Raw genomic sequence first — 22,154 nt, forward strand, 5'->3', positions numbered from 1 at the left:
CGAGGGAAGGGGCCTTCACGCGCGAAACCCGGGCGACCTCAGAGCTCAGCGGGCGCATCCCGCACGGAAGACTCCGGCAGCTCCCCGGTGAGCGCGAAATCCACCCGCCGGGCCACCGACACCACCTGGTCCGCGAACCGTTCGTAGAACCGCGCCAGCAGCGCCACCGAGATCGCGGGGGCGACGCCGTCGGCCCACTCCGGATCGGTCACCAGGGTCATCAGCTCCTCGTACAGCGCGTCGACCCGCTCGTCGGACCGGGCCAGCGAATGGAACACCTCCGCCGTCGGCCCCTCGATCGCGGAGCCGAGGTCTTCCGCCATCGAACAGACGAGCCCGGCCATCTCGCCGAAACGGCCGGTGAGCGCGTCCGGGACGGCGAATTCCGGTGCTCGCAAGGCCTGGTCGGCGATGTGCTGGGCGAGGTCGCCCATCCGCTCCAGCCGATCGGCGCAGTACACCGCCGCGAGCACGGTCCGCAGATCACCCGCCACCGGCGCCTGCAGGGCGAGCAGCTTCTGCGCGGACTCCTCGCATCGGGTCCGCGCCGCGTTCAGTCTCGCCTCGACCGTCGCCAGCTCGGCCGCGGCTTCGACGTCCCGGTCGAGGAAGACCCGGTTCGCCAGGTGCAGTTCTTCGCAGGCCATGCCGCACATGCTCGACAGAAGCTCGCCGAGAACGCTCAGCTGACCGTGGAATCGTTCCCTCATGTGAGCACTTTCGCAGGTTCGAGGACATACGTGGCGTACGCCGCGCGGATCACCGGCTGGGCGACGTTGCGCACCGGGACCCCGCCGGGGCTGACCCCTTGTTCACTGCCGTAATGCGCGTGCCCGTGCACGGCGAGGGCCACCTGGGCGTCGTCGATCGGCTCGCACAGCAGGTACGACCCCAGAAACGGGTGGATCTCCGGCGGTTCGCCGTGCAGGGTGCCGGGGATCGGCGAGTAGTGGGTCAGCGCGACGGTCACGTCGGGCTGCTCGTGTTCGAGCACTTCCAGCGCGGTGCGCAGCCGTTTGGCCGCCGCCATGGTGTGCTCGACGAAATCCTTCATCTCGCGTTCGCCGAACCGGCTCGCGCATTTGCCCGCGAACCCGCCGCCGAAGCCCTTGACCCCGGCGACGCCGAGCTTCCCGCCTTCCAGTTCCACGGTGGTCGCCGAGCCCTCGAGGACGGTGACGCCGCTTTCCTCCAGCAGCCCGCTGACCGCTTCGGCCTCGTCCGAGTGGTAGTCGTGGTTGCCCAGCACCGCTATCACCGGGACGTCGAGCCCGGCGAACTCGTCGGCCACCACCCTGGCCTCGTCGACGCTGCCGTGCCGGGTGAGGTCTCCCGCGAGCAGCAGCACGTCGGCGTGTTCGGCGATGTGGTCCAGTGCCGGCCGCAGCAGGCCTCGGTTGTCCTCCCCGAGGTGGACGTCCCCGACCGCGGCGACCCGGATCACCGGATCTCCTCGGCGTGCGACGGCTCCCGGACGTCGGCCAGCCGGACGTCGTTGTGCACCAGCTCGGCCGCGACGTGTTCGCAGACGACCGCCTCGATGTCGGCCTTGCGGTTGGCGCACGGGACCTCGCCGCTGAGCCGGACCTGGTCGCCGCGCACGGTCACGTGCACGCCGAGTTCGGCGGTCCTCGGGTCTTCCGCCAGCGCCTTGGTCAGCCTGGCGACCAGGTACTGGGGCGCTTCCTCGGGCATCGGAAGCTCCTTTCCGTCGATGACGGACAGTGCCGCGAGCAGGGTCAGGAACGACCACGCGTACGGCGATTCGGCGGTCTCTTCGGCCACCCGGTGCCAGTCGACCTGCTCGCGGAGGTCGCGCGCGATCCGCAGCAGCGGCGCGAAATCGCACCGGTGCGCGCTGAGCACGAGGATCTTGTCGACGAGTAGGTCGGTCCCGTTGAGCACGGGCGCGGCGGTGGCCCCGACCCGCATCAGCGAGGCGCGGTCGAGCATCTCGTCGGTGACCGGCCGGTGGTTGGGCCGGAAGATCAGGTCGACGAGGCAATCGCCGTCGTAGACCTTGGTGAGCCAGTCCTCCGGCGGATGCTCCCGTCTCAGACCGGCCGCTTCCAGCGCCTTCGCCGCCTCCTCGATGTCCTCCTCCTTGAGGAAGAGGTCGACATCGTGATCGGACGGCGGACCGCCCCGCGCGTAGACGGCGAGGCCGCCGGCGACGGCGAACCGCACCTCGGTCTGGTCCAAAGTGGACACTACCCTGGTCAGCGTGTGCAGCAGTTCCTTCTCGTTCACGGTCGCTCCCCCACCCCGGTGGCCAGTTCGTGTCCCCTGCCGACGTCCGGTTTCAGCGGTTCGGTCGGGAATCCTTCACCTTCCCGTAGCCCCTTGAGGAAGGCTTCGATCGCGTCCTCCGAGGAGTATCGCGGCGTCCAGCCCAGCTCCTCCCTGGCACGCGTGCAGTCCATCACCGGCAGGTGCAGGACGGCGTCGAACAGTCCCGGTGTCGCCGGGATCAGATGCAACGACCAGGCCGCGGCCAGCGCTCGGCGGACGAACGGCGCCGGGACCTTCACCGGTTTGGCGCCGAAGATCCGCGCCAGCGCGCGGGTGTCCAGCACCGGATCGGCCGCGATGTTGAAGGCGCCCTTGACGTCCTGGAGCGCGCAACGGCGATAGGCGTCGGCCACGTCCTCGGTGTGCGCGGTCTGGATCCTCAGCTGCGGGATGTCCGGCAGCACCGGGATCAGCGACGGCCGCACGAGCTTGCCCGGGACGAACGGGCCGCCGAAGAGCCGTCGCTGCTCGGGCGCCGCGGCCTTCTGGAAGAGGAAACCCGGCCGCACCCGGACCACCCGCAGCCGTGGATGACTCCGGTCGAAGGCTTCGAGAACCCTTTCCACATAAGCTTTTTCGCGGGTGTACGCCGCCTTCGGCGACCCGTGGGTCGGCCACTCCTCGGTCACCGGGTGGTCGTCGTCCCTCGGCGAGTACGCCCCGATCGACGACGCGTACACCAGCGACGGCACCCGCATCGCCTGCGCGGTTTCGAACACCCGGATCGAACCCAGCACGTTGGACCGCCAGGTGACCTCGGGCCGGTGGGTGGGCTGGAAGAGCCAGGCCAGGTGGATCACCACGTCGGCGCCGTCGAACACGGAACGGAGGTCGTCGCGGGCGACGTCCGCGGTGACGAACTCGGTCTTCGGGCTCTCCCATCGGCTCGGGCGCCTGGCGACGCCGACGATGGAGCCGACCTCGGGGTCCGCGCCCAGCGCGCGGACCACCGCCGTGCCGACGTTGCCGGTGGCGCCGGTGACCACGATCCGCTTACCGCTCATGGGTACGGTTACCCACCGTCGCGTCGCCCTAATCGGCCCGGAGCCGCTGGACGAGACGCCGGGCGGGCAGCGCCATCGCCCCCAGCCCGATCGAGGTGGTGACCTCGTCCGTGGGCGTCACGAGCAGGTGGTCGATCTCGCCGAGGAGCTCACGGCATCGATCCAGCTTGTCCGGATCACCCGAACGGGCCACCTCGGCGAGGGCTTCGAGCAGGTCGCCGACGACGCCGCGCGCGTGTTCGCCGGGATGCCGGAACGGCTGCTCGCTGCGGGCGGCCTCGCTCACCGCGTCGATCAGCTGGGCGAGCGGATGCCACAGGGAGACGAGGTTCGCCAACGGTTCCTCGCGGGTCTCCCGCCGTCCGCGGAGGTTCAGGTACCGGCCTTCGCGGGTCCAGCCGATCGCGTCCTCCGCCTCCGCGACCAGGCTGCGGACGTCCTCCATGCGATCGTCCAAGCCATCGGTCGTCTCGGCGCCGCGGACCAGTTCCGCGGTCTTGTCGAGGACGTCGGCGATCGCCGATGCCAGCCGGGAGGTCGCCGCCCGCAGGCGTTCGCCGTGCAGCGGCGGCAGGATCACCGCGTTGAGCACCGCGCCGATCGCCGCCCCCAGCGCGGTTTCCAGCAGCCGGTCGGCGAGCAGGACGGGTTCGGTCGCGTTGCCGTAGGAGATCAGCAGCATGCCGGTGATCCCGACCCACACCCCCGAATCGCCGAACCCCCGCCACGAGCCGATCAGCAGGCCGACGAAGATGACCAGCCCGAGTGCCACCGTCACCGAAGGAATCACCTGGCCGGCGCCCGCCGCGAGCAGCACTCCCACACTGACGGCACCGACCTGCTGTGCCCAGCCGCGCAGCGACCGGTAGACGGTGGCCTGCACCAGGAACACCGCCGCGTACGGCGCCAGGAAGGGCTGGGGCAGCCGAAGGACCGCCGTCGCGACGATCCACGCGATCACGGCCGCGGCCGTGGCCTTCGTGATCTGGACGAGGCTCCGGCGTTCTTCCCCCGGTACCCGGAACGCCCGCGCGACCCACGCGAACGGTGTCTTCCCGCCCATCACGGACCCGGCGGGCCCAGGTGGACGACCTTGGTCTGCGTCATCTCGTCGAGCAGTTCCGGCCCGTAGCCGTAGCCGCTGCCGCTGGCGCCGCGCGGATGGGCGGCCCCGCCGGGCGCGCCGCCGAAGACGTTGTTGATCTTCACGGTGCCGACGGGGAGTTCGCGCCAGGCGCGCTGTGCGTGGGCCATCGACGAAGTGAGCACCGTGGCCGCGAGACCGTACTCGCCGGCGGCCGCCTGTTCGAGCGCCTGGTCGAAGTCCGCCGCCACGGTCACCGGTGCGACCGGGCCGAAGGTCTCTTCGGTCAGGACCCGCATCCCCGGGGTGCATCCGGCGAGGACGGTCGCCGGGTAGTGGGCACCGGGACCGTCGGGCACGAATCCTCCGGCGAGCGGGTCGGCGCCCTGCGCGATCGCCTCCGCGACCTGGGCGTGCACCCCTTCACGGTGGCGCCGGTCGACGAGCGGCGCCAAGGTGCGCTGACCGGCCTCGGCGACCAGCGCGGTGAGGAAGGCGTCCGCGACGTCCTGGTGCACGTGGATCCGTTCGACCGAGACACAGATCTGCCCGGAATTGGCGAAGGCGCCGATCGCCGCCTGCTCGGCCGCCCAGACCGGATCCACGTCGGCGTCGACGACGAGCGGGTCGTTCCCGCCGTTCTCCAGCAAGGCCTTGGCGCCGGTCCGCGCCGCGCTCGCCGCGATCGAGCGGCCCGCGGCCGTACCGCCGACATGGGCGATGAGGTCGACGTCCGGATGGGCCGCGAGTTCGGCGCCGACGCTACCGTCGCCCTGCACGGTCTGGAGCACGTCGTCGGGAAGTGCCTGCGCCAGCACGTTTCCCAGCCAGGCGCCGGTATGCGGGCAGCGTTCGCTCGGTTTGTGCACCACCGTGTTCCCCGTGACCAGGGCCGCGCCCAGCAGCCCGCAGGCCACCGCGACGGGATCGTTCCACGGTGTCAGCGCGACGACCACACCCCGCGGTTCCGGCACCATCAGGTCGGTGGCCGATGGATCCCCCAAAAGGGACCGGCCGCGGTGCACGGGCCCGAGTTCGGCGTACTGCTCCAGGGTCCCGGCTCCGGCCAGGACGCCCTCTTCGGCCTCGTCCCGGGGTTTACCGGTCTCGCTCTCGATGAGGACGGCGAGTTCGCCCGCCCGCGCCCGGAGCGACCGGGCCGCGTCCTTCAGCGCGATCCCGCGTCCGGCCGCCGGTGTGGCGGCCCAACCCGGGGCGCTTCGCTTCGCCGTCGCGATCGCCGTTTTGACGCCGTCGGCCGTCACCGCTTTGACGCTGCCGACGAGACGGTCGTCGGCGGGATCGCGGATCTCCAGCACGGCAGGCCGGTCCACCGTCGTCATTCGCACCTCCTCGAAGTTTCCCGAACGTCGGTTACCCGGTGTCGTTTTGCCGAAACGGCGCCGGGGTAGCCGCGAGGGAACCGACCACCGCGAAGGGGCGAGACCTGTGGCACAGCATCGAGAAGACGCGAAGGACGAGCAGCTGGACGGAAGCCGGGTGGATCCGGAACAGTCCGTGCTGACGACACAGCAGGGGGTCCGCGTCGACCACACCGACGACTCGTTGACCGCGGGCAGCCGGGGCCCGACCCTGCTCGAAGACTTCCACGCCCGCGAGAAGATCACCCATTTCGACCACGAGCGCATCCCCGAACGTGTCGTGCACGCGCGCGGCGCGGGCGCCTACGGCTTCTTCGAGGCCTACGACGACGCGCTGGCCGACTACACGGTCGCCGAATTCCTCACCAGCGGCGAGAAGATCCCCGTCTTCGTGCGGTTCTCCACCGTGGCCGGTTCCCGAGGTTCGGCCGACACCGTGCGCGACGTCCGCGGCTTCGCGACGAAGTTCTACACCCGCCAAGGCAATTACGACCTGGTGGGCAACAACATGCCGGTGTTCTTCATCCAGGACGGCATCAAGTTCCCCGATTTCGTGCACGCGGTGAAACCCGAGCCGCACAACGAGATCCCGCAGGCCCAGTCGGCTCACGACACCTTCTGGGACTTCGTCTCGCTCCAGCCGGAGAGCCTGCACATGGTGCTCTGGCTGATGTCCGATCGCGCGCTGCCGCGCAGTTACCGGATGATGCAGGGGTTCGGCGTGCACACGTTCCGGCTGGTCAACGCCGACGGCAAGGGCACTTTCGTGAAGTTCCACTGGAAGCCCGTCCTCGGCACGCATTCCCTGGTGTGGGACGAATGCCAGAAGATCGCGGGCAAGGATCCCGACTTCAACCGGCGTGACCTGTGGGACGCCATCGAGGCCGGGCAGTACCCGGAATGGGAGCTGGGCGTGCAGCTGGTGGACGAGGACTCCGAGCACGACTTCGACTTCGACCTGCTGGACGCCACGAAGATCATCCCGGAGGAGCAGGTGCCCGTGCGCCCGGTCGGGCGGATGGTCCTGGACCGCAACCCCGAGGACTTCTTCGCCGAGACCGAGCAGATCGCCTTCCACACCGCGAACATCGTCCCCGGTATCGACTTCACCAACGATCCGCTGCTGCAGGCGCGGAACTTCTCGTACCTCGACACGCAGCTGATCCGGCTCGGCGGCCCCAACTTCTCGCAGCTCCCGGTGAACCGGCCGATCGCGCCCGTGCACACGAACCAGCGCGACGGGTACGGCCAGCAGAACGTCCACAAGGGACGGACGAGCTACTTCCCGAACTCGCTCGGCGGCGGCTGCCCAGCGATCGCCGATTCCGGCGTCTTCCGGCACTACACCGAAGCCGTCGCGGGCCACAAGATCCGGGACCGCAGCGAGAGTTTCAAGGACTTCTACAGTCAGGCGACACTGTTCTGGAACAGCATGTCGCCGATCGAACGCGAGCACATCGTCGCGGCGTTCCGGTTCGAGCTCGGCAAGGTCGTGGACCGGGAGGTCCGGGCGCGGACGATCGCCGAGCTCAACAACGTCGACCACGATCTGGCCGCCGAAGTCGCCGAGGGAATCGGGGTGAGCGTGCCCGCCGCTCCCGTCACCCCGCACCACGACCGCACCTCCCCCGCGCTTTCGCAGCTCAACCAGCCTTCCGCCGCGCCGACCAGCCGGAAGGTCGCGGTGCTCGCCGCCGACGGCGTCGACACGATCGGTGTCGGCCGCCTGGTCGAGGCGCTGACCGAGCAAGGTGCGATCGTCGAGGTCCTCGCGCCGACCGAGGCCGAACTCCGCCCGGGTGGCGAAGGGGATCCTTTGCGGCCGGACAAGCAGCTCAACACCATGGCTTCGGTGCTGTACGACGCCGTCGTCGTCCCGTGCGGCCCCAGCGCGATCAACGTCCTCGAACGCGACGGCTACGCGGTGCATTTCGTCGCCGAGGCGTACAAACACGGCAAGCCGGTGGCCGCGTTCGGCTCGGGTCTGGACCTGCTGCGCCGGGCCGGGGTGACCTCCAAGCTGGCCGACGACACCGAAACCCTGATCGACCAGGGCGTCGTGACCACCACGGCGGCCGAAGCGACCCTCCCCGACGGCTTCTTCGCCTCGTTCACCGCACAACTGGGTGAACATCGCTCGTGGCCGCGGAAGACCGACGCGATCCCCGCGTGAGTTTGCCGCCGCGGCACCCGGGTACCGGAAGAGGGTGACCGACCTCGACTACACGATCGTGATCCCGACGACCGGCCGGGAGAATCTCCACGCGCTCCTGTCCGGGATCGAAGCCGCCGGGGAGCCACGGCCCGCGCGGATCATCGTCGCCGACGACCGGCCAGGCGGCGACGACCTGCGGCTTCCTCCCTCGACAGCGGAGATCGAAGTCGTCCGTTCCGGTGGGCGCGGTCCGGCCGCGGCCCGCAACGCCGGCTGGCGGCGCGCGACGTCCGAGTGGATCGCCTTCCTCGACGACGACGTGCTGATCGGCTCGGACTGGCCGCGGAAACTCGCCGAGGACCTGCTCCCCCTCGGACCGGAGACGGCCGCGTCGCAGGCACGTCTCGTCGTGCCGCTGCCGCCGGACCGCCGCCCGACCGACGACGAACGCGGAACGGCCGGGCTGGAGACGGCCCGGTGGATCACCGCCGACATGGCCTACCGCCGGTCCGTGCTCGCCGAGGTCGGCGGCTTCGACGAACGCTTCCCCCGTGCCTACCGGGAAGACTCGGATCTGGCGCTGAAGGTCGCCAAGGCGGGCCATCTCATCGCGCGAGGTGAACGCGTCACCGTCCATCCGCCCAAACGATCTCGTCCGCTGGCCAGCCTCCGCGCCCAGCGCGGCAACGCCGACGACGCGCTCATGCGGCACAAGCACGGTGTCCTCTGGCGACAGCAGACCGGGGCCGGGCACGGACGGCTCGAACGGCACGCGCTGGCTACCGTGAGCGCGGCCGGCGCCGTGGCGTCGTTCGCGTTGGGACGCCGCAAGACCGCCGCCGCGGCGGCCGGGCTGTGGGCGGGGCTGACCGCCGAGTTCGCGGCGCGCCGGATCGCCGCGGGTCCGCTCACCCCCGGCGAGGTGGGACGGATGCTGCTGACCAGCGTGCTCATCCCGCCCGCGGCCTGTTATCACCGGCTGCGCGGAGAGCTGAAGCACCGGCTGACGCGGCGGCCGCAGGCCCTGCTGTTCGACCGGGACGACACCCTCATCGTCGACGTGCCCTACCTCGACGACCCCGACGGTGTGCGTCCCGTGCCCGGCGCCGGGGAACTCCTGCACGACGTGCGTGCGGCGGGGATCAGGATCGGCGTGGTCAGCAATCAGTCCGGGGTGGCCAAGGGCCTGATCACCCCGGACCGGCTGGCCGCGGTGAACGCCCGCGTCGAAGCGGAGCTCGGCCCGTTCGGCACCTGGCAGGTCTGCGTGCACGACGACGGCGACGGCTGTGGCTGCCGGAAACCCGCGCCCGGACTGGTGAGGCAGGCCGCGGAGGCGCTCGGCGTGGACGTCCGCCGCTGCGTGGTCATCGGCGACACCGGCGCCGACGTCGACGCCGCCCTCGCCGCCGGGGCCCGCGGAATCCTCGTCCCGACCGCGCGGACCCGGCCGGAGGAGGTCGACCGCGCCCGCCGCCGCGCGACCGTCGCCCGCGACCTCGCCGAAGCCGTCCACCTGGCCGTCGCGGGTATCCGATGAACGTGCTGGTCGCGAGGATGGACAACCTCGGCGACGTCCTGCTGGCCGGTCCCTGCGTCCGCGCGGTCGCGGCGGGTGCCGACCGCGTGGTCCTGCTGGCCGGCCCCCGTGGCCGCGCGGCGGGCGAACTGCTGCCCGGCGTGGACGAGGTCGTCACCTGGTGCGCGCCGTGGATCGACCCCGAGCCGCCGCCGGTCACCCGGGACGACACCGAAACGCTGGTCGGGCGCCTGCGCGAATACTCCTTCGACGCGGCGCTCGTGCTGACGTCGTTCCATCAGTCCCCGCTCCCGCTGGCCCTGCTGCTGAGGATGGCGGGCGTGCCGTGGATCGGCGCGGTCTGCGAGGACTACCCCGGATCGCTGCTGGACCTGCGGCACCGGGTGGCCGGTGACCCGCCGGAACCGGTGCGGATGCTTTCCCTCGCCGAGGCGGCGGGCTTCTCGTTGCCACCCGGCGATGACGGCGGGCTCGCTATCCGCGGGCCGCTGCCGCCGGTGGAGAAGCTGGTCGGCGACGAAGATTACGTGGTCGTCCACCCCGCCGCGTCGGTCCCGGCCCGGCAACCGTCCGCCGACCGCTCGGCCGCGATCGTGCGGGCACTGCAGGCCGCCGGACGGCGTGTCGTCGTGACCGGCTCGCCGTCCGAAAGCGCTCTGACCAGGCAGGTCGCCGGGGACGCGCTCGATTTGGGCGGTCGTACGGACTTGTCCGAGTTGGCGGCCGTGCTGGCCGCGGCGGACGTGGTGGTTGCCCCCAACACCGGCCCAGCCCACCTCGCGGCCGCCGCCGGCACCCCGGTGGTCTCGTTGTTCGCCCCTGTCGTGCCGTCGTCGCGCTGGGCGCCGTACGGGGTGCCGTCCGAAGTGCTCGGCGACCAGCACGCGGCGTGCCGGGACAGCCGGGCCCGGGTCTGCCCCGTGCCCGGCCATCCGTGCCTGGACCGCGTCGCGCCCGAAGCCGTCGCCGACGCCGTGGCGCGCCTCAGCCGGGTGTGGTCTCGCCGCCCAGCGCGGCGATGACCTCACCGCTGTAATACGACGAAAGCCGGTTGGACGCCAGGAAAACGTACGACGGCGCGAGGTCGTCCGGATGAGCCGCGCGCTCGAACGGGACCTGGAGCCCGAACTTCTCCACCTTCTCCGGCGGGAAGGTCGACGGGATCAGCGGAGTCCACACCGGACCGGGCGCGACACAGTTGATCCGGACGCCGCGATCGGCCAGCGCCTGCGCCATCGCGTACGTCCAGGCGTGCACGGCACCCTTGGTCGCCGAATAGTCGATGAGGGACTTGTTGCCCCGCAAACCGTTCACCGAGCCGGTGTTGATGATGACCGAACCCTCGCCCAGGTGGGGCAACGCGGCGTTCGTCACCCGGAAGAAGCTGTGGATGTTCACGTCGAAGGTATGCGTCCACTGCTCGTCGGTGAGCTCCTCCGGGGAGTCGACCGGCCACTGCGTGGCGACGTTGTTGACCAGGATGTCCAGCCCGCCGAGGTCCTTGACGGTCCGGTCGACGATCTCGCGGCATTGCGCCGCTTCGGCGAGATCACCCGGTAGGAGGAGACACTCGCGCCCCTCGGCGCGGACGCGTTCCTCGGTGTACTTGGCGTCCTCGTGCTCGTTGAGGTACGCGATCGCCACGTCTGCGCCTTCCTTCGCGAAGGCGATGGCGACCGCGCGGCCGATCCCGGAATCGCCGCCGGTGATCAGGGCACGCTTGCCGGCCAGCAACTCGCGGCCCTCGTAGTCCTCCATGGAGTCACGAGGCGGCGGGTCCATTTTCGACGTCACGCCGGGCGGTTCCTGCTGCTGCGGCGGCCGGAGCTTCTCTGCCATCGGTTTCCCTCCCGTCGGGTGCTTTCGGGGAGGGTTACCCGGATGGCCGCGCGCCTGAACATACGGCGTGCGGCGTCCGCGGGGGCGTTGCGAAAGCCACTTTCGCAACGTTCAAGGTTGCGAAAGTGGCTTTCGCAACGCTCGCCGCCAAGCGACGACACCCGAAGCTCCGCCTGCACCGCTCACGTCCTGAAGGCCTCCGTTGAGACGTTGAGCGTCTCAAAGGAGGCCTTCACGCACCGGAGGTTCGCCCCACACGCGCCGTCCGCACCAGCAGTCACAACAGTTGCGCGGGAAGGCCCCGTTCCCTCGGCTCCGCCGAGAAAACTCGACCTTCACACGTTTCCAAGTACGTGAAGGCCCCCTTCACTAAGCTAGACGCAATGAAGGGAGCCTTCACGTACTAGCCCCGAAGCCTCAGTGCACCCGCCGGTCCCCAGCGACCCCCCGGTACCGGATCGTCCACAGGCTCCGCCGGATGTAGGTGCGCTGCAACCACCGATCCCGCCCGTTGTGCCGCGCGAAGAACTGCGACCGCGCGTGCAGGCCCTTCCGGTTGTTGATCAGCAGCGCCGTCCCCGGCTCGAGCTTCACCTGGTGCGCGACCTCGCGGCAGACCCGCTGAAGCTCCTCCAGCGCCTGTTCCGCCTCAACGGTCTCCCCCACCACACCGTTGGCCGAAATCGCCACTTCGGGTGACTCCGCCGGCCCGGAGATCACCGGCACGAGGTCGGAGAGCACGTCGGCCCCCTTGGCCACGTCGCGCACGTAGCTGCCGGGCGCGTTGAGCCGGAACAGCGGGCGGCGCAGGACGTCGAGCACCTCCGGCGCCAGTGCGGCCGAGATGTCCCTGCCGTCGGCGTAGTAGGTGACGGCTTCCTTGTTGCCGTCCTGGCGGACGCAGTTCAGCACCAGGAAGTCCGGATTGGACACGTCGTAGCGACCGACCTCGTCGTGCACGATGTCGTTGTGGAAGTTCAGGAACACATGCGAGCTCTGGTTCGTCTGGCTCCGCGCCCCCGCCGACACCGGGACGACGTCGTGCACGAGCCGCCCGCTCTTCTCGGTGGTGAACCCGACGGGCTCGCCGAGCAGCTGACTCAGTCCCAAAAGGACGGTCTCCGCGACGAACGTCTTCTTGTCCTTGCTGGGTTCCCCGTCGATGGGCGTCTCCGGCAGCTCCGGGTCCACCGGCAGGTTGCGCACGAGCGCGACGCCGGGGGTGTCGACGTGCCTGCCGAAGTCCAGGATCGCCTGGAGCTGGTCGATCGGCAGCTTCGAGAACGTGACACGGAGCATCGCCAGCGAACGGTCGATGTCGTCGACGGGGTTCGGGAAGGACCGCAGGTCGCTCCCGATCGTGTTGCGGACCTCGTCGTCGAGGACGACCTCGGCGAAGGTGCTGACTAGGGTTTCCTTGCTGGTCATGGTGTCCTATCCACTTTCCGCCGCCGCTGGACCGGCGGTCTCGTCTTGAACCGGGAAATGAGGGTGAGCGCGGGGGCGGTCGCGATCGTCGACACCAGCGTCATGATCACGAGCATCGCGAACACCGCCGGGCTGATCACCTTCAGCTGGAGGCCGACGTTGAGCACCACCAGCTCCGTCAGCCCCCGGCAGTTCATCAGCGCGCCCAGGGAGAGCGACTCGCGCCAGCCGACGCCGGTCAGCCGGGCCGCCGTCGTACTGCCCGCCCACTTCCCGAACACCGCCACCGCCGTGATCAGCACGGTCCACAGCCACAGCGAACCGGAGCCGAGCAGGCTGAATTCGGTGTGCAGCCCGGTGTAGGCGAAGAAGAGTGGCAGCAGCAACGTCAGGGTGACACTGCCGAGCTTCCCGGCCGCGCGGGCGACGACCGGATCCTTCCTCGGCGCGATCACCCCGAAGAGGAAGGCGCCGAAGATCGCGTGGATGCCGATCTCGTTGGTGGCCAGTGCCGACAGCATGATCCCGCCGAGCAGGATCGCGAGCACCGCGGATTCCGGCACGCGCGCGAGCACCCTCGCCAGCAGCGGCTTGACGACGTAGATCATCGCCACGACGAACACCAGGGTGAGCCCGACGGTCAGGAAGACCTCCGACGGCGTCCCGCCCTGGCTGACGGCGACCACCACGGCCAGCAGGCACCAGGCGGCGACGTCGTCGACGGCGGCACAGGTGAGCGCGAGCGCGCCCAGCGGCGTCTTCGCGATGCCACGGTCGGTCAGGATCCTTGCCAGCACCGGGAACGCCGTCACGCTCATGGAGACCGCGATGAACAACCCGAACGCGAGGAAGCCGACGTCACCGCCGAACGCCGGGTACATGCCGAGCGCGAGCACGATGCCGCAGACCATCGGCAGCGCGATGCTGACCTGGCTGACGGTCACCGCGGTGAACCCGCGTCTGCGCACCGCGTCGAGATCGATCTCGGAACCGACCAGGTACATGAAGAAGATCAAACCCAGCTGCGACAGGATGTTGATCGCCGAGACCACCCCGCCGGGGAACAGCCAGCCGAACGCGGCGGGCCACACGATCCCGAACAGCGACGGTCCCAGGAGGATGCCGGCGACGATCTCGCCGATCACCGCGGGCTGGCCGAGCCGCCGGGCCAGCACCCCCGCGAGGTGGCAGGCGCCCAGGATCACCGGAAGCGCGACCAGCAGGCGCGCGTAGGTGTCCGGCCCGCCGCCCGCGGCCTTGGCCCCGGTGCTCGCGACAGGCGCGTAGGCCGACCCGAGGCCGAGCACCACGACGACGACCGCCGCCGGAATCGCGACCAACGCGGCCCCGACGAGGATCCGGCGCAGCGTGGTACGCCCGCTCCGCTCCTGTACAGCCGATTCCATCTAGTCTCCTTGAGCGGCACGCAGTTCCAGCGTGCAGCATTTGACGCTGCCGCCCGCCTTGAGCAATTCGGACAGGTCGGCGCCGATCGGTTCGAAGCCGTGTTCCCGCAGCTGCGCGGTGAGCTCGGTGGCCGCCTGCGGGAGCACGACGTGCTTGCCGTCGGAGACCGCGTTGAGGCCGAACACGGACGCGTCGGCTTCGGACGCCAGGATCGCGTCGGGGTACAGCTCTTTCAGCAGCAGACGGCTTTCTTCGGAGAACGCCCCCGGGTAGTACATGACCGTGTCTTCGTCGAGGACGGCGAGCGCGGTGTCGAGGTGGTAGTAGCGCGGGTCGATCAGCGTCAGCTTGGTCACCGGACGGCCGAAGAACTCGCGGGATTCGTTGTGCGCCTCCGGGTTCGTGCGGAACCCGGTGCCGGCGAGGATCGTCTTCCCGGCGACGAGGTAGTCGCCCTCCCCCTCGTTGACCCATTGCGCCTGCCGCACGTAGCGGTATCCGTTGTCGCGGAACCACTTGAGATAAGCGTCGGACTCCCCGGCCCGCTGCACGTGGTGGAACCGCGCGACGAGCACCTGACCGTCGACCACGGTGGCCCCGTTGGCCGCGAACACCATGTCGGGCAGGCCGGGCAGCGGATCGAGCAGCTCGACACGATGTCCCAGGTCGGCGTACAGATCACGCAGCCACTCCCACTGGGCGATGGCCAGCTCGGTGTCCGTCGGCTTCTGCGGGTCCATCCAGGGATTGATCGAGTACTCGACGTCGAAGTACGTCGGTCTGACCATCAGGTAGTGCCGTTGGGTGGCAGTCCGTGACACGCTTCCTCCACGCGGTTTTGGGCGTCTTTCGCCACCGGGCCCTGGGTGAGGGCCCGGTTTCGTCGAACAGGATCCGTTGCTACTTCTGGAGTTCCGAGAGTTTGACCTCGATCTTCCCGGCCAGGTCGTTCGCGTTGCGCATGGCTTCGTCGAAGGACGCGCCGAGTGCGCCGATACCGCCGAAGATGTTGTTGCCGAGCGGCGGGCGCTTGATGAGGTCACCCGGCTTCGCGAAGATCTTGAGGTAGTACAAGGCTTCCGATTCGTTCACCGCGGGCGGGACGTCGATCGAGGCGATCACCCCGCCGGGGCAGATCAGGCACATCGCGGCGGTGTGCAGCCCGGTCGGGCTGAAGTGGTGGACATCCGGCCGGACACCGCGCGAGACGTCCATGAGTCCCCTGATCGGGTCGTACCCGGCGGAAAGCCTTGCCATGTGGTCGAGCCCGCCGCCGCCCGGCCGCACGGCGATCTCCAGCAGGAACGGTTTGCCCTGGTGGAACCGGACTTCGGCGTGCAACGCGCCGCGGGTGAGGCCCTGGGCCCGCACGCCGGCGGCAACCACCGCGTGCACCTCGGCCACCTGCTCGGGCGTGAGCGACGTGGGCGCGTGGTGCACGTCGTCGTCGAAGGTCTCGCCCTCCGAGGTGACCCGGTCCACAATGGAACCGAGGTAGACCTCGTCGTCCCAGGCGACGGCCTCGATGAGATGCTCGTGACCGTCCAGAAAGGACTCGACGAGCAGTCCGTGCGGGCCGAGGTCCAGACCTTCGGCCTCCATGTTGTACCAGGTCATCCCGTCGATGCCGTCGCGTGCCTGCGCGTAGCGTTCCCGCATCTTCTCTTCGTCGTCGACCCGGAAGACGAAGTTGCTGGCCGCGCCGAGGGTCGGCTTGAGGATCACCGGATAGCCGAAGTCCTCGGCCGCCCGCAAGGCCGCGTCGAGGTCTTCGACGAACCGGAAGTCCGGATGCGCGGCCCCGCCCTTTTCGTGCGCCTGCCGCATGATCAGCTTGTTCCGGCTGGTCCGCGCCGCGTCCACGCCGATCCCGGGCAGGCCGAGCGCCTCGGCGACCGCGGCGACCAGGACGACGCCGGACTCGGAGAAGGTGAGCACACCGTCGAAGGATTGTTCCGCGTGCCAGGCCTTCGCGTGCCGGATCAGATCGTCGATGTGGTTGCTGCCGGCGATCCGGTAGCGCTCGGACGGCCAGAGATCCTCGGTGCCGACCCCGTTGAGCACGTACAGCACCCCGCCGAAATCCTCGATCTGCTGGTACCGGGGCAGGTAGTAGTAGGAGTTCTGGCTGGCTTCCAGCGCGAGCAGTTTCACGACACACCTCGTAGGGCAGGACGGATCGGGTGGGCACCGCCCGCTCGCACGAGCGGCCGGTCGAGCGGTTCGAGCCCGGTCCGGACCGGGTCGGCGCCGGTGAGGCGCGCGGCCAGGGACCGGGCGATCAGCGGGGCGAACTTGAACGACGAGCCGCCGCACGCCGCGTAGGACAGGACCCGGTCGCCGAGGACGGCGAGCATCGGGCCGAGGGTGGAGCGCCGGGCCAGGTAGTGGCAGTCCCGGGTGTCGACCAGCCAATCCCGGCGGAAACCCGGGATCAGCGCGGCGAACGTGTCGATCAGGTGCTCACGCCACCACGAAGGCACGGTGGCGCCGCCGATCTCGTCGACAACCCGGCACGCGCTCGCGGCGCTGAGCTTCAACGGCGTCCCGGCGACGGGCGGCACCAGCCACGCGCCGCCCGCCGAGCCGAGCGACGTGATCGCCGGGGTGGCGGCCCACGCGGCGGCGTCGGCGGGCGGGACGTCGCAGTAGAGCATCGTCTGCCGGTGCAGCACGAGTTCCCTGGACAGCGCGGGGGCGAGCAACTCCCGGGACCACGGGCCCGCCGCGACCAGGACGGCGTCGCCACGGAGGATCCCGCCGTCGGCCAGCCGGACCTCGGCCCGGTCGGCGTCGATCCCGATCACCTTGCGGTGCGGGTGGAGTTCCGCGTTCGCGTGCCACCGCAACCGGGTGGCGCACGCCGTCAGCACCCGGTCGGCGAGCAGGACCCCCGCCTGCGCTTCGAAGACCGCTCCCGTTCCCGGCACGAACCCGGCGTGCGGGAACTCCTCGGAGAGTTCTCCCGCACCGAGCACTTCGGCCTTCGATCCGGCCGCGGTCAGCAACTCCCACGCGGCCTCGGGCGCCGGAAGTGCGGTGAGCGCACCGACCTGTTCGTAGAACGACGTGGACAGCAGGCGTTCGAGCTCGATCCACGCGTGATGCGCGGCGACCGCGGCCGCCGTCGCCGCGGGGTCACCGGGATGCAACGCGCGCAGCACACGGTGGCGGTCGAACGAAGTCGCGCCGGAGAACGGGATGTCCGCCTGGTCGGCGAGCACCACTTCGTGCCCGGCCGACACGCACTCCAGCGCGGTCAGCAGCGCGATGACACCGCCGCCCGCGAGCACGACTCGCATGGTCTTCCCCGTTCGTTCGGGCGCCACGAGGTACCCGGATGCCACAGCTGGGAGTGGCATCCGGGCCTTACCCCCGTTGGGCAAGGATTTCAGGAGGCGCGCGGGGTCACGAACGTGTCGTTGATGACGTAGCCGTCGAGGCCGTACGTCTCCCCGTACTCGATGAGATCGCTGGTGCGGTTGAGGAAACCGCGCCCGTTGTTGTTCAGCGAGGTGTTGCACAGCACGCTGAACCCGGTCTGCTCGCGGAACGCCTCGAGCAGGTCGGTGATGCCGGCGTTGCGTTCCCGCGTCACCGTCTGGGTGCGGGCGGTCCCGTCGACGTGCGTGATGGCCTTCAACTCGTCGGAGGTGACGTGGTTGAAGTACAGCATGTACGGGTCCTGCACCGAGCCGACGAACCACTTGGGGGCGTCGGATTCCAGCGCGATCGGGGCGATCGGACGGTAGTCCTCACGGCGCTTGATCTTGTTGAGCCGCACCGTGGTGTCCACGGTGAACGGCGCGGCGAGGATCGACCGGTTGCCCAGCGCCCGCGGCCCCATCTCGTACCGGCCGCGTGCCCAGCCGATGATGTTGCCGTCCTTGATGTACTTCGCGACCTCGCTCGCCACGAGCGGCCGCGTCTCGTACTTGGCGGGATCCGGGACGACGTCCTCGACGAAGTTCTCCCCCGCGTAGACGTCCCACTCGATGGTCGCCTGTCCGGTGTAGAACCATTGCGCGTCGATGGCGGTGCCCAGCGCGGAACCGCTGTCGTTGGGGCACGGCGGCACGAACACCGAGGAGAACAGGCCGCTCTCCCGCCACAGCCGGTTCCAGTCGCAGTTCAGGCCGCAGCCGCCGGAGATCAGCAGCGGCAGGCCTTCGGTCAGGTTCTTCTCCGCGTAGTCGTAGAACCGGTTGAAGATCGCTTGCGAGTGCTTCGCCGCCGCGTTGCGGTATTCCTGCGACCACACCCCGGCGTTGTACAGATGGGACCAGGACATCTCCTCTTTGGACAGACCGAGGATGATGCCGTCGCGGTCGAGGATGAAGTCGATGGTCTTTTGTTCGTCCGGCGTGAGCGGGCCCTGCTCGGCGAACCCGGTCAGCGCCATCTGCTTGCCGGCGTCGTTGAACCGGAACTTCCCCTTGCCCAGCGGGAAACCCGGGTCGGCCAGCGCGAAGAGGTACGCGTACTTCGCGCCGGGGTCGGTCAGGACGTGCTGCAAGTGGGTGGCCTCGCCGCGCTCGTCGATCCGGTAGAAGTCACCGATGTTCCCTTCCCACACCAGGGAGTAGTACGCCTGGCCGGGTGCCGCGGGGGCCATCCCGAGGGAGGTGTAGATATGCGAGCGCTCGTGGGTGGAGGAGAAGTACCGCACGTCCTTGCCGAAGAACTTGCCCGCCTCATCGGAGATCGCGCCCTCGCCGACACCGAAATATCCGGTGCGCGACGGCGGTTCCACCGAGAACTCCCCCTTGACCCAGCCGCCGAGCGCGACCACGTCGGGCTGCTTGTCCAGCATGCCCGCCGCGCGCGCCATCAGCTCGCCGGTGATCCGGTCGTAGCGCGGGTAGTTGTCCTTTTCCGACTCCAGCGCGAACAGCAGCTTGCCGTCCTCGATCGCCACGATCCCGCCATCGTGGCCCTCCTTCATCGACAGAATCAGCATTGTGTCACCGAATTTCGCTCGCCTTCATTCGTCGACTCATTCAAGCCGCGCGGCCCGTTGACCGGAAGCGCCCCGCGGGGAGAACAATCAACCTTCGGACGAGCCGCCCGGCAGGGTGCGCACGGCCTCGTGGCGCAGCGATTCGAACGCGTTCTTCCGGGCCCGGTGACCGGCCATCGGGACGGCGGCGGCGAACGGGCCCGGCTCCCGTCGCCGTTCGGAGGCGAACGCACTGACCAACCGGGAGACCGCGTATCGGCCGGCGACGTTGGCGCGCTGGAGAAGTCCGGCGTCCACCACGGACTCGAGGAGCTCGTCGGCGGTCTCGATCATGATGCCCATCGCCGCGGCGACGCCGATCGACGTCGTCCAGCCCGCCCCGGTCTGCCCGAAGTGGTGGATGGCCTCCCGTTCGGTGGGTGAAAGCTGTTCGTACGCCGCGATGAACCGGTCCCGCACGTTGACGTCACCCACGCACAGGCTGTCCATGAGCCGTTCGCGATCGGCGAGCTGGCCCGCCGTGTACGCGATCGCCCATTCCGGACGGGCGGCGATCTTGCGGCCGACGATGTTGATCGCCAGCGGGAGATCCCCGCACAGTTCGGCGATCATGTCGGTGGCGTCGTGTTCCGCGCGCACCCGGGCGGGCCCGGCGATCCGGCCGATCAAGGCCATCGATTCCTTGCGGGAAAACGTATCCAGCTCGACACGGTTCGTGTCCTCCAGGCCGAGCAACCGGGCGCGGCTGGTCACCACGACCTGGCTGTGCGGGGCCTGGCCCAGCAGCGGCCGCACCTGACCCTCGTCCCTGACCCCCGACAGGAGCACGAACAACCTGCGCTCCGCGAGCAGGGATCGGTACAGCCCGATCCGCTGCATCGGGTCGTCGGGCACGAGATGCGCCGGCACGCCGAGCGCGCGCAGGAATCCGCGCACGATCCCGTTGGCCGACCGGCCGCCGGTCCCGCTGCCGCCCAGATCGGCGTAGAGCTGCCCGTCCGGGAAGTCCGCCGCCACCTCTTCCGCCAGCCGCAAGGCGAAAGCCGTCTTCCCCACCCCGATCGGACCGCTGACGAGCAACGGCACCTTGACCGGTCCGCTCGCGCCGATCATCTTCGCGGCGTCGGCGAGGTCCCCTTCCCTGCCGACGAAAGTCCTCGATCCCATCGGGAGTTGCGCCGGACGGGCGAGGCGGATGACGCCGGATGCCAGCGCGTGCACGCCATCCGGCGGCGCTTCGGCCTGCTGTGGCACGGACGCGCGTTCCTCGCGTACTTCCGCGCCACCGCCCTGCTGCCCGGCGACACTTCGCCAACGCCGTTCCCACGCCGCGCGGTCGCCACCGCACGCGGAGACGAACGCCAACGTCACGGCGAGCGTGGGCAGCCGGTGGCCGCTCGCCGCGCTCGACAGCACGGAAGGTGCGAACAGTGCCGTCCTGGCGAGCTCCCGGTAACTCGGGTTTCCCGCCCGGTTCCTCAAAACGCGCAGATCGTGAGCGAATGCGGCGATCGGACCAGTGGAGCCGTCCAACGGTCGCTCGGGTCTGCCCATGCCAACTCCCTCCCCTGGATGGGGTAACGCAATCGCGCTGCGTGACCGTCATCCTTGCAGCCTTCCTGGCCACAACCCTAAAGGACCAATGAACGTTGCAGCAGATACAAATAGGTGACTCAATGTACAAAGTCCAATAGTTGGACGCGGAAATTCACCCCCTTGGTGGCACCGGATAGGGTTCGCCCATGTCTGACCCCCTGCCGCCACTCGCCGAACTCCGGCGTGCCGCCGAAGTGTTCAACGGCTTCGCGAATGCCGACACCTCGTGGCTTCGACTCATGGAAGAAACGCAGTCAGCGATCGACCTGTCACAGCCCGCACATCGCACAATTCTTCTTCGCTGGCTCAACTCGTGGGGATGCCGGATCCGGTACCCGCGGGAAGACGAGCCCGCCCCCTTCGACGAAGGGGTCCTGGCCTGGTGGGAGACCTGGGGCGCCACCCTGCCCACCGTCGCTCTCGCCGACCTGACCGACGCGGGGATCGACACCGCCGCGAAGGCGTACGCAGACCTCGCGGGTGTCGTCGTCTCAGCGGGACGGATCAGGCGTACGCTGGGCCCGACCGCCGCGGCCAAGGCACTGTATGCGTTGCGGCCCAACACGATCTTGCCGTGGGACGCCGCCATCGCGGCCGCCCTCCACGGCGCGCGTGACGGCGCCGCGTTCGGGAGACATCTGCGACTCGGCCGCGCGTGGGCCGCCGCGGTGATCGCGGAGGCGGGAGACGACGGGACGGGGATCCCCGCCCTGATGGGCAGGCCCGTGTCACTGGCGAAGATCCTCGACGAATACCTCTACGTCGCCTTCACCATGGGCGCCAAGGGTGACTGGGGAACGGAACGCGGAGAATGGTGGAAAAATGGTAACCGGGGATGACGTCAGAGAGATCGTTTCAGGGCTGCCTCGCGCCTATGAGGCGCTGGTCCGGGACCGGGCGAAGTTCCGCGTGGGGCGAATCGTCTTCCTTTCGCTCTCACCCGACGAAACCGTGATGGGATTCGGCTATCCCAAAGAAGAGCGGGAAGCGCTGGTGGCGGGCGAGCCGGACAAGTTCATGATGCCGATTCCGTCCGATATGCGCTATCAGTGGGTCCGCGCCCGGCTGTCCGCGCTCGATTACGAAGAGTTACGAGAGTTGATCGTCGACTCGTGGCGAATGTGCGTCCCGAAGAAGGTCTGGGCGGAATACCTCGAAAAGAACCCGAGCTGAGCTGCTCCTTTCGGCGTGCGCCGTTCAGCCCCCTCGATTGCCCTTTTCGGTCCCGTGAATCACCTTTCGGGCGACCGAAAAGGCGTCACTCGCGTGATCGAAGCCGGAACTCGCGTGATCAGAGACGTGACTAGCGTGTTTGGGGGCGTAACTCACGTGTCTGGAGCCTCCACTCGGTGTGCGGCTTCTGATCACGCGAGTTCCGTCCTCAATCACGCGAGTTCCGCGCCCAAGCACGCGTGAAGGCCCCCTTCCCTCGGCTCAGCCGAGGGAAGGGGGCCTTCACGCGCGAAA

The 22,154-nt window shown here is 69.4% G+C and carries 19 protein-coding genes; 5 read left to right on the top strand and 14 right to left on the bottom strand.

Annotation, left to right across the window (positions count from 1 at the left end):
* Positions 1-38: 38 nt before the first annotated feature.
* The 6 genes from AVR91_RS41645 to AVR91_RS41670 are packed head-to-tail and all read right to left on the bottom strand — an operon-like array spanning position 39 to position 5,723.
* Positions 39-710: a phosphate signaling complex PhoU family protein gene (locus AVR91_RS41645; RefSeq protein ID WP_063274990.1), complete on the bottom strand. Its 672-nt coding sequence runs from the start codon at positions 708-710 to the stop codon at positions 39-41.
* Positions 707-1,444, bottom strand: coding sequence for a metallophosphoesterase family protein (locus AVR91_RS41650; RefSeq protein WP_211282837.1), 738 nt, complete (start codon positions 1,442-1,444; stop codon positions 707-709). The genes AVR91_RS41645 and AVR91_RS41650 overlap by 4 nt, the downstream gene beginning before the upstream one ends.
* Positions 1,441-2,250, bottom strand: coding sequence for a nucleotidyltransferase family protein (locus tag AVR91_RS41655; protein WP_063274991.1), 810 nt, complete (start codon positions 2,248-2,250; stop codon positions 1,441-1,443). The genes AVR91_RS41650 and AVR91_RS41655 overlap by 4 nt, the downstream gene beginning before the upstream one ends.
* The gene (locus AVR91_RS41660) at positions 2,247-3,296 is read right to left on the bottom strand and encodes an NAD-dependent epimerase/dehydratase family protein (RefSeq protein ID WP_063274992.1); all 1,050 of its coding nucleotides are present in this window, start codon (positions 3,294-3,296) and stop codon (positions 2,247-2,249) included. Before AVR91_RS41660 ends, AVR91_RS41655 begins: the two co-directional genes overlap by 4 nt.
* Before the next feature lie 28 nt (positions 3,297-3,324).
* On the bottom strand, positions 3,325-4,359 hold the full coding sequence (locus AVR91_RS41665) for an FUSC family protein (protein WP_063274993.1): 1,035 nt from the start codon (positions 4,357-4,359) through the stop codon (positions 3,325-3,327).
* Complete coding sequence (locus AVR91_RS41670) at positions 4,359-5,723, bottom strand: aldehyde dehydrogenase family protein (protein WP_063274994.1); 1,365 nt, start codon at positions 5,721-5,723, stop codon at positions 4,359-4,361. The genes AVR91_RS41665 and AVR91_RS41670 overlap by 1 nt, the downstream gene beginning before the upstream one ends.
* Positions 5,724-5,829: 106 nt before the next feature.
* Here AVR91_RS41670 and AVR91_RS41675 point away from each other — a divergent pair, with 106 nt between their 5' ends.
* Genes AVR91_RS41675 through AVR91_RS41685 form a run of 3 tightly spaced genes read left to right on the top strand, consistent with a single transcriptional unit; the run spans position 5,830 to position 10,479 of the window.
* Positions 5,830-7,935: a catalase gene (locus AVR91_RS41675; RefSeq protein WP_063274995.1), complete on the top strand. Its 2,106-nt coding sequence runs from the start codon at positions 5,830-5,832 to the stop codon at positions 7,933-7,935.
* Positions 7,936-7,969: 34 nt separating this feature from the next.
* Complete coding sequence (locus tag AVR91_RS41680) at positions 7,970-9,457, top strand: HAD-IIIA family hydrolase (protein ID WP_063274996.1); 1,488 nt, start codon at positions 7,970-7,972, stop codon at positions 9,455-9,457.
* The gene (locus AVR91_RS41685; protein WP_063274997.1) at positions 9,454-10,479 is read left to right on the top strand and encodes a glycosyltransferase family 9 protein; all 1,026 of its coding nucleotides are present in this window, start codon (positions 9,454-9,456) and stop codon (positions 10,477-10,479) included. The genes AVR91_RS41680 and AVR91_RS41685 overlap by 4 nt, the downstream gene beginning before the upstream one ends.
* Here AVR91_RS41685 and AVR91_RS41690 read toward each other — a convergent pair.
* The 8 genes from AVR91_RS41690 to AVR91_RS41725 all read right to left on the bottom strand — a co-directional run bounded on the left by AVR91_RS41690 (position 10,442) and on the right by AVR91_RS41725 (position 20,645).
* Positions 10,442-11,296 carry an SDR family oxidoreductase gene (locus AVR91_RS41690; RefSeq protein WP_016333519.1) on the bottom strand — a complete coding sequence of 285 codons (855 nt, stop codon included), beginning with the start codon at positions 11,294-11,296 and terminating at the stop codon, positions 10,442-10,444. The genes AVR91_RS41685 and AVR91_RS41690 overlap by 38 nt on opposite strands.
* A gap of 417 nt (positions 11,297-11,713) precedes the next feature.
* On the bottom strand, positions 11,714-12,724 hold the full coding sequence (locus tag AVR91_RS41695) for a TauD/TfdA family dioxygenase (protein ID WP_063273691.1): 1,011 nt from the start codon (positions 12,722-12,724) through the stop codon (positions 11,714-11,716).
* Positions 12,721-14,130: a cation:proton antiporter domain-containing protein gene (locus AVR91_RS41700; RefSeq protein ID WP_143254277.1), complete on the bottom strand. Its 1,410-nt coding sequence runs from the start codon at positions 14,128-14,130 to the stop codon at positions 12,721-12,723. The genes AVR91_RS41695 and AVR91_RS41700 overlap by 4 nt, the downstream gene beginning before the upstream one ends.
* Complete coding sequence (gene ddaH, locus AVR91_RS41705) at positions 14,131-14,952, bottom strand: dimethylargininase (RefSeq protein WP_063273692.1); 822 nt, start codon at positions 14,950-14,952, stop codon at positions 14,131-14,133.
* A 79-nt stretch (positions 14,953-15,031) separates the two neighbouring features.
* Positions 15,032-16,285, bottom strand: coding sequence for an ATP-grasp domain-containing protein (locus tag AVR91_RS41710; protein ID WP_063273693.1), 1,254 nt, complete (start codon positions 16,283-16,285; stop codon positions 15,032-15,034).
* Positions 16,282-17,433, bottom strand: coding sequence for an NAD(P)/FAD-dependent oxidoreductase (locus AVR91_RS41715; protein WP_063273694.1), 1,152 nt, complete (start codon positions 17,431-17,433; stop codon positions 16,282-16,284). Before AVR91_RS41715 ends, AVR91_RS41710 begins: the two co-directional genes overlap by 4 nt.
* Before the next feature lie 89 nt (positions 17,434-17,522).
* Entirely contained in the window at positions 17,523-19,091 is a 1,569-nt protein-coding gene (locus tag AVR91_RS41720; protein WP_063273695.1) for a carbamoyltransferase C-terminal domain-containing protein, read from the bottom strand.
* 87 nt (positions 19,092-19,178) lie between these two features.
* Positions 19,179-20,645, bottom strand: a complete 1,467-nt coding sequence (locus AVR91_RS41725; RefSeq protein WP_063273696.1) for an NB-ARC domain-containing protein — start codon at positions 20,643-20,645, stop codon at positions 19,179-19,181.
* 188 nt (positions 20,646-20,833) lie between these two features.
* Between AVR91_RS41725 and AVR91_RS41730 the strand changes: the two genes are divergently transcribed.
* Positions 20,834-21,526, top strand: coding sequence for a hypothetical protein (locus AVR91_RS41730; RefSeq protein WP_063273697.1), 693 nt, complete (start codon positions 20,834-20,836; stop codon positions 21,524-21,526).
* Positions 21,510-21,860 (top strand): MmcQ/YjbR family DNA-binding protein, encoded by a 351-nt coding sequence (locus AVR91_RS41735; protein ID WP_037344315.1) that lies wholly within the window; start codon positions 21,510-21,512, stop codon positions 21,858-21,860. The genes AVR91_RS41730 and AVR91_RS41735 overlap by 17 nt, the downstream gene beginning before the upstream one ends.
* Positions 21,861-22,154 lie beyond the last annotated feature (294 nt).

The organism is Amycolatopsis keratiniphila subsp. keratiniphila (assembly GCF_001620365.2).
Classification (GTDB): Bacteria; Actinomycetota; Actinomycetes; order Mycobacteriales; family Pseudonocardiaceae; genus Amycolatopsis; species Amycolatopsis keratiniphila.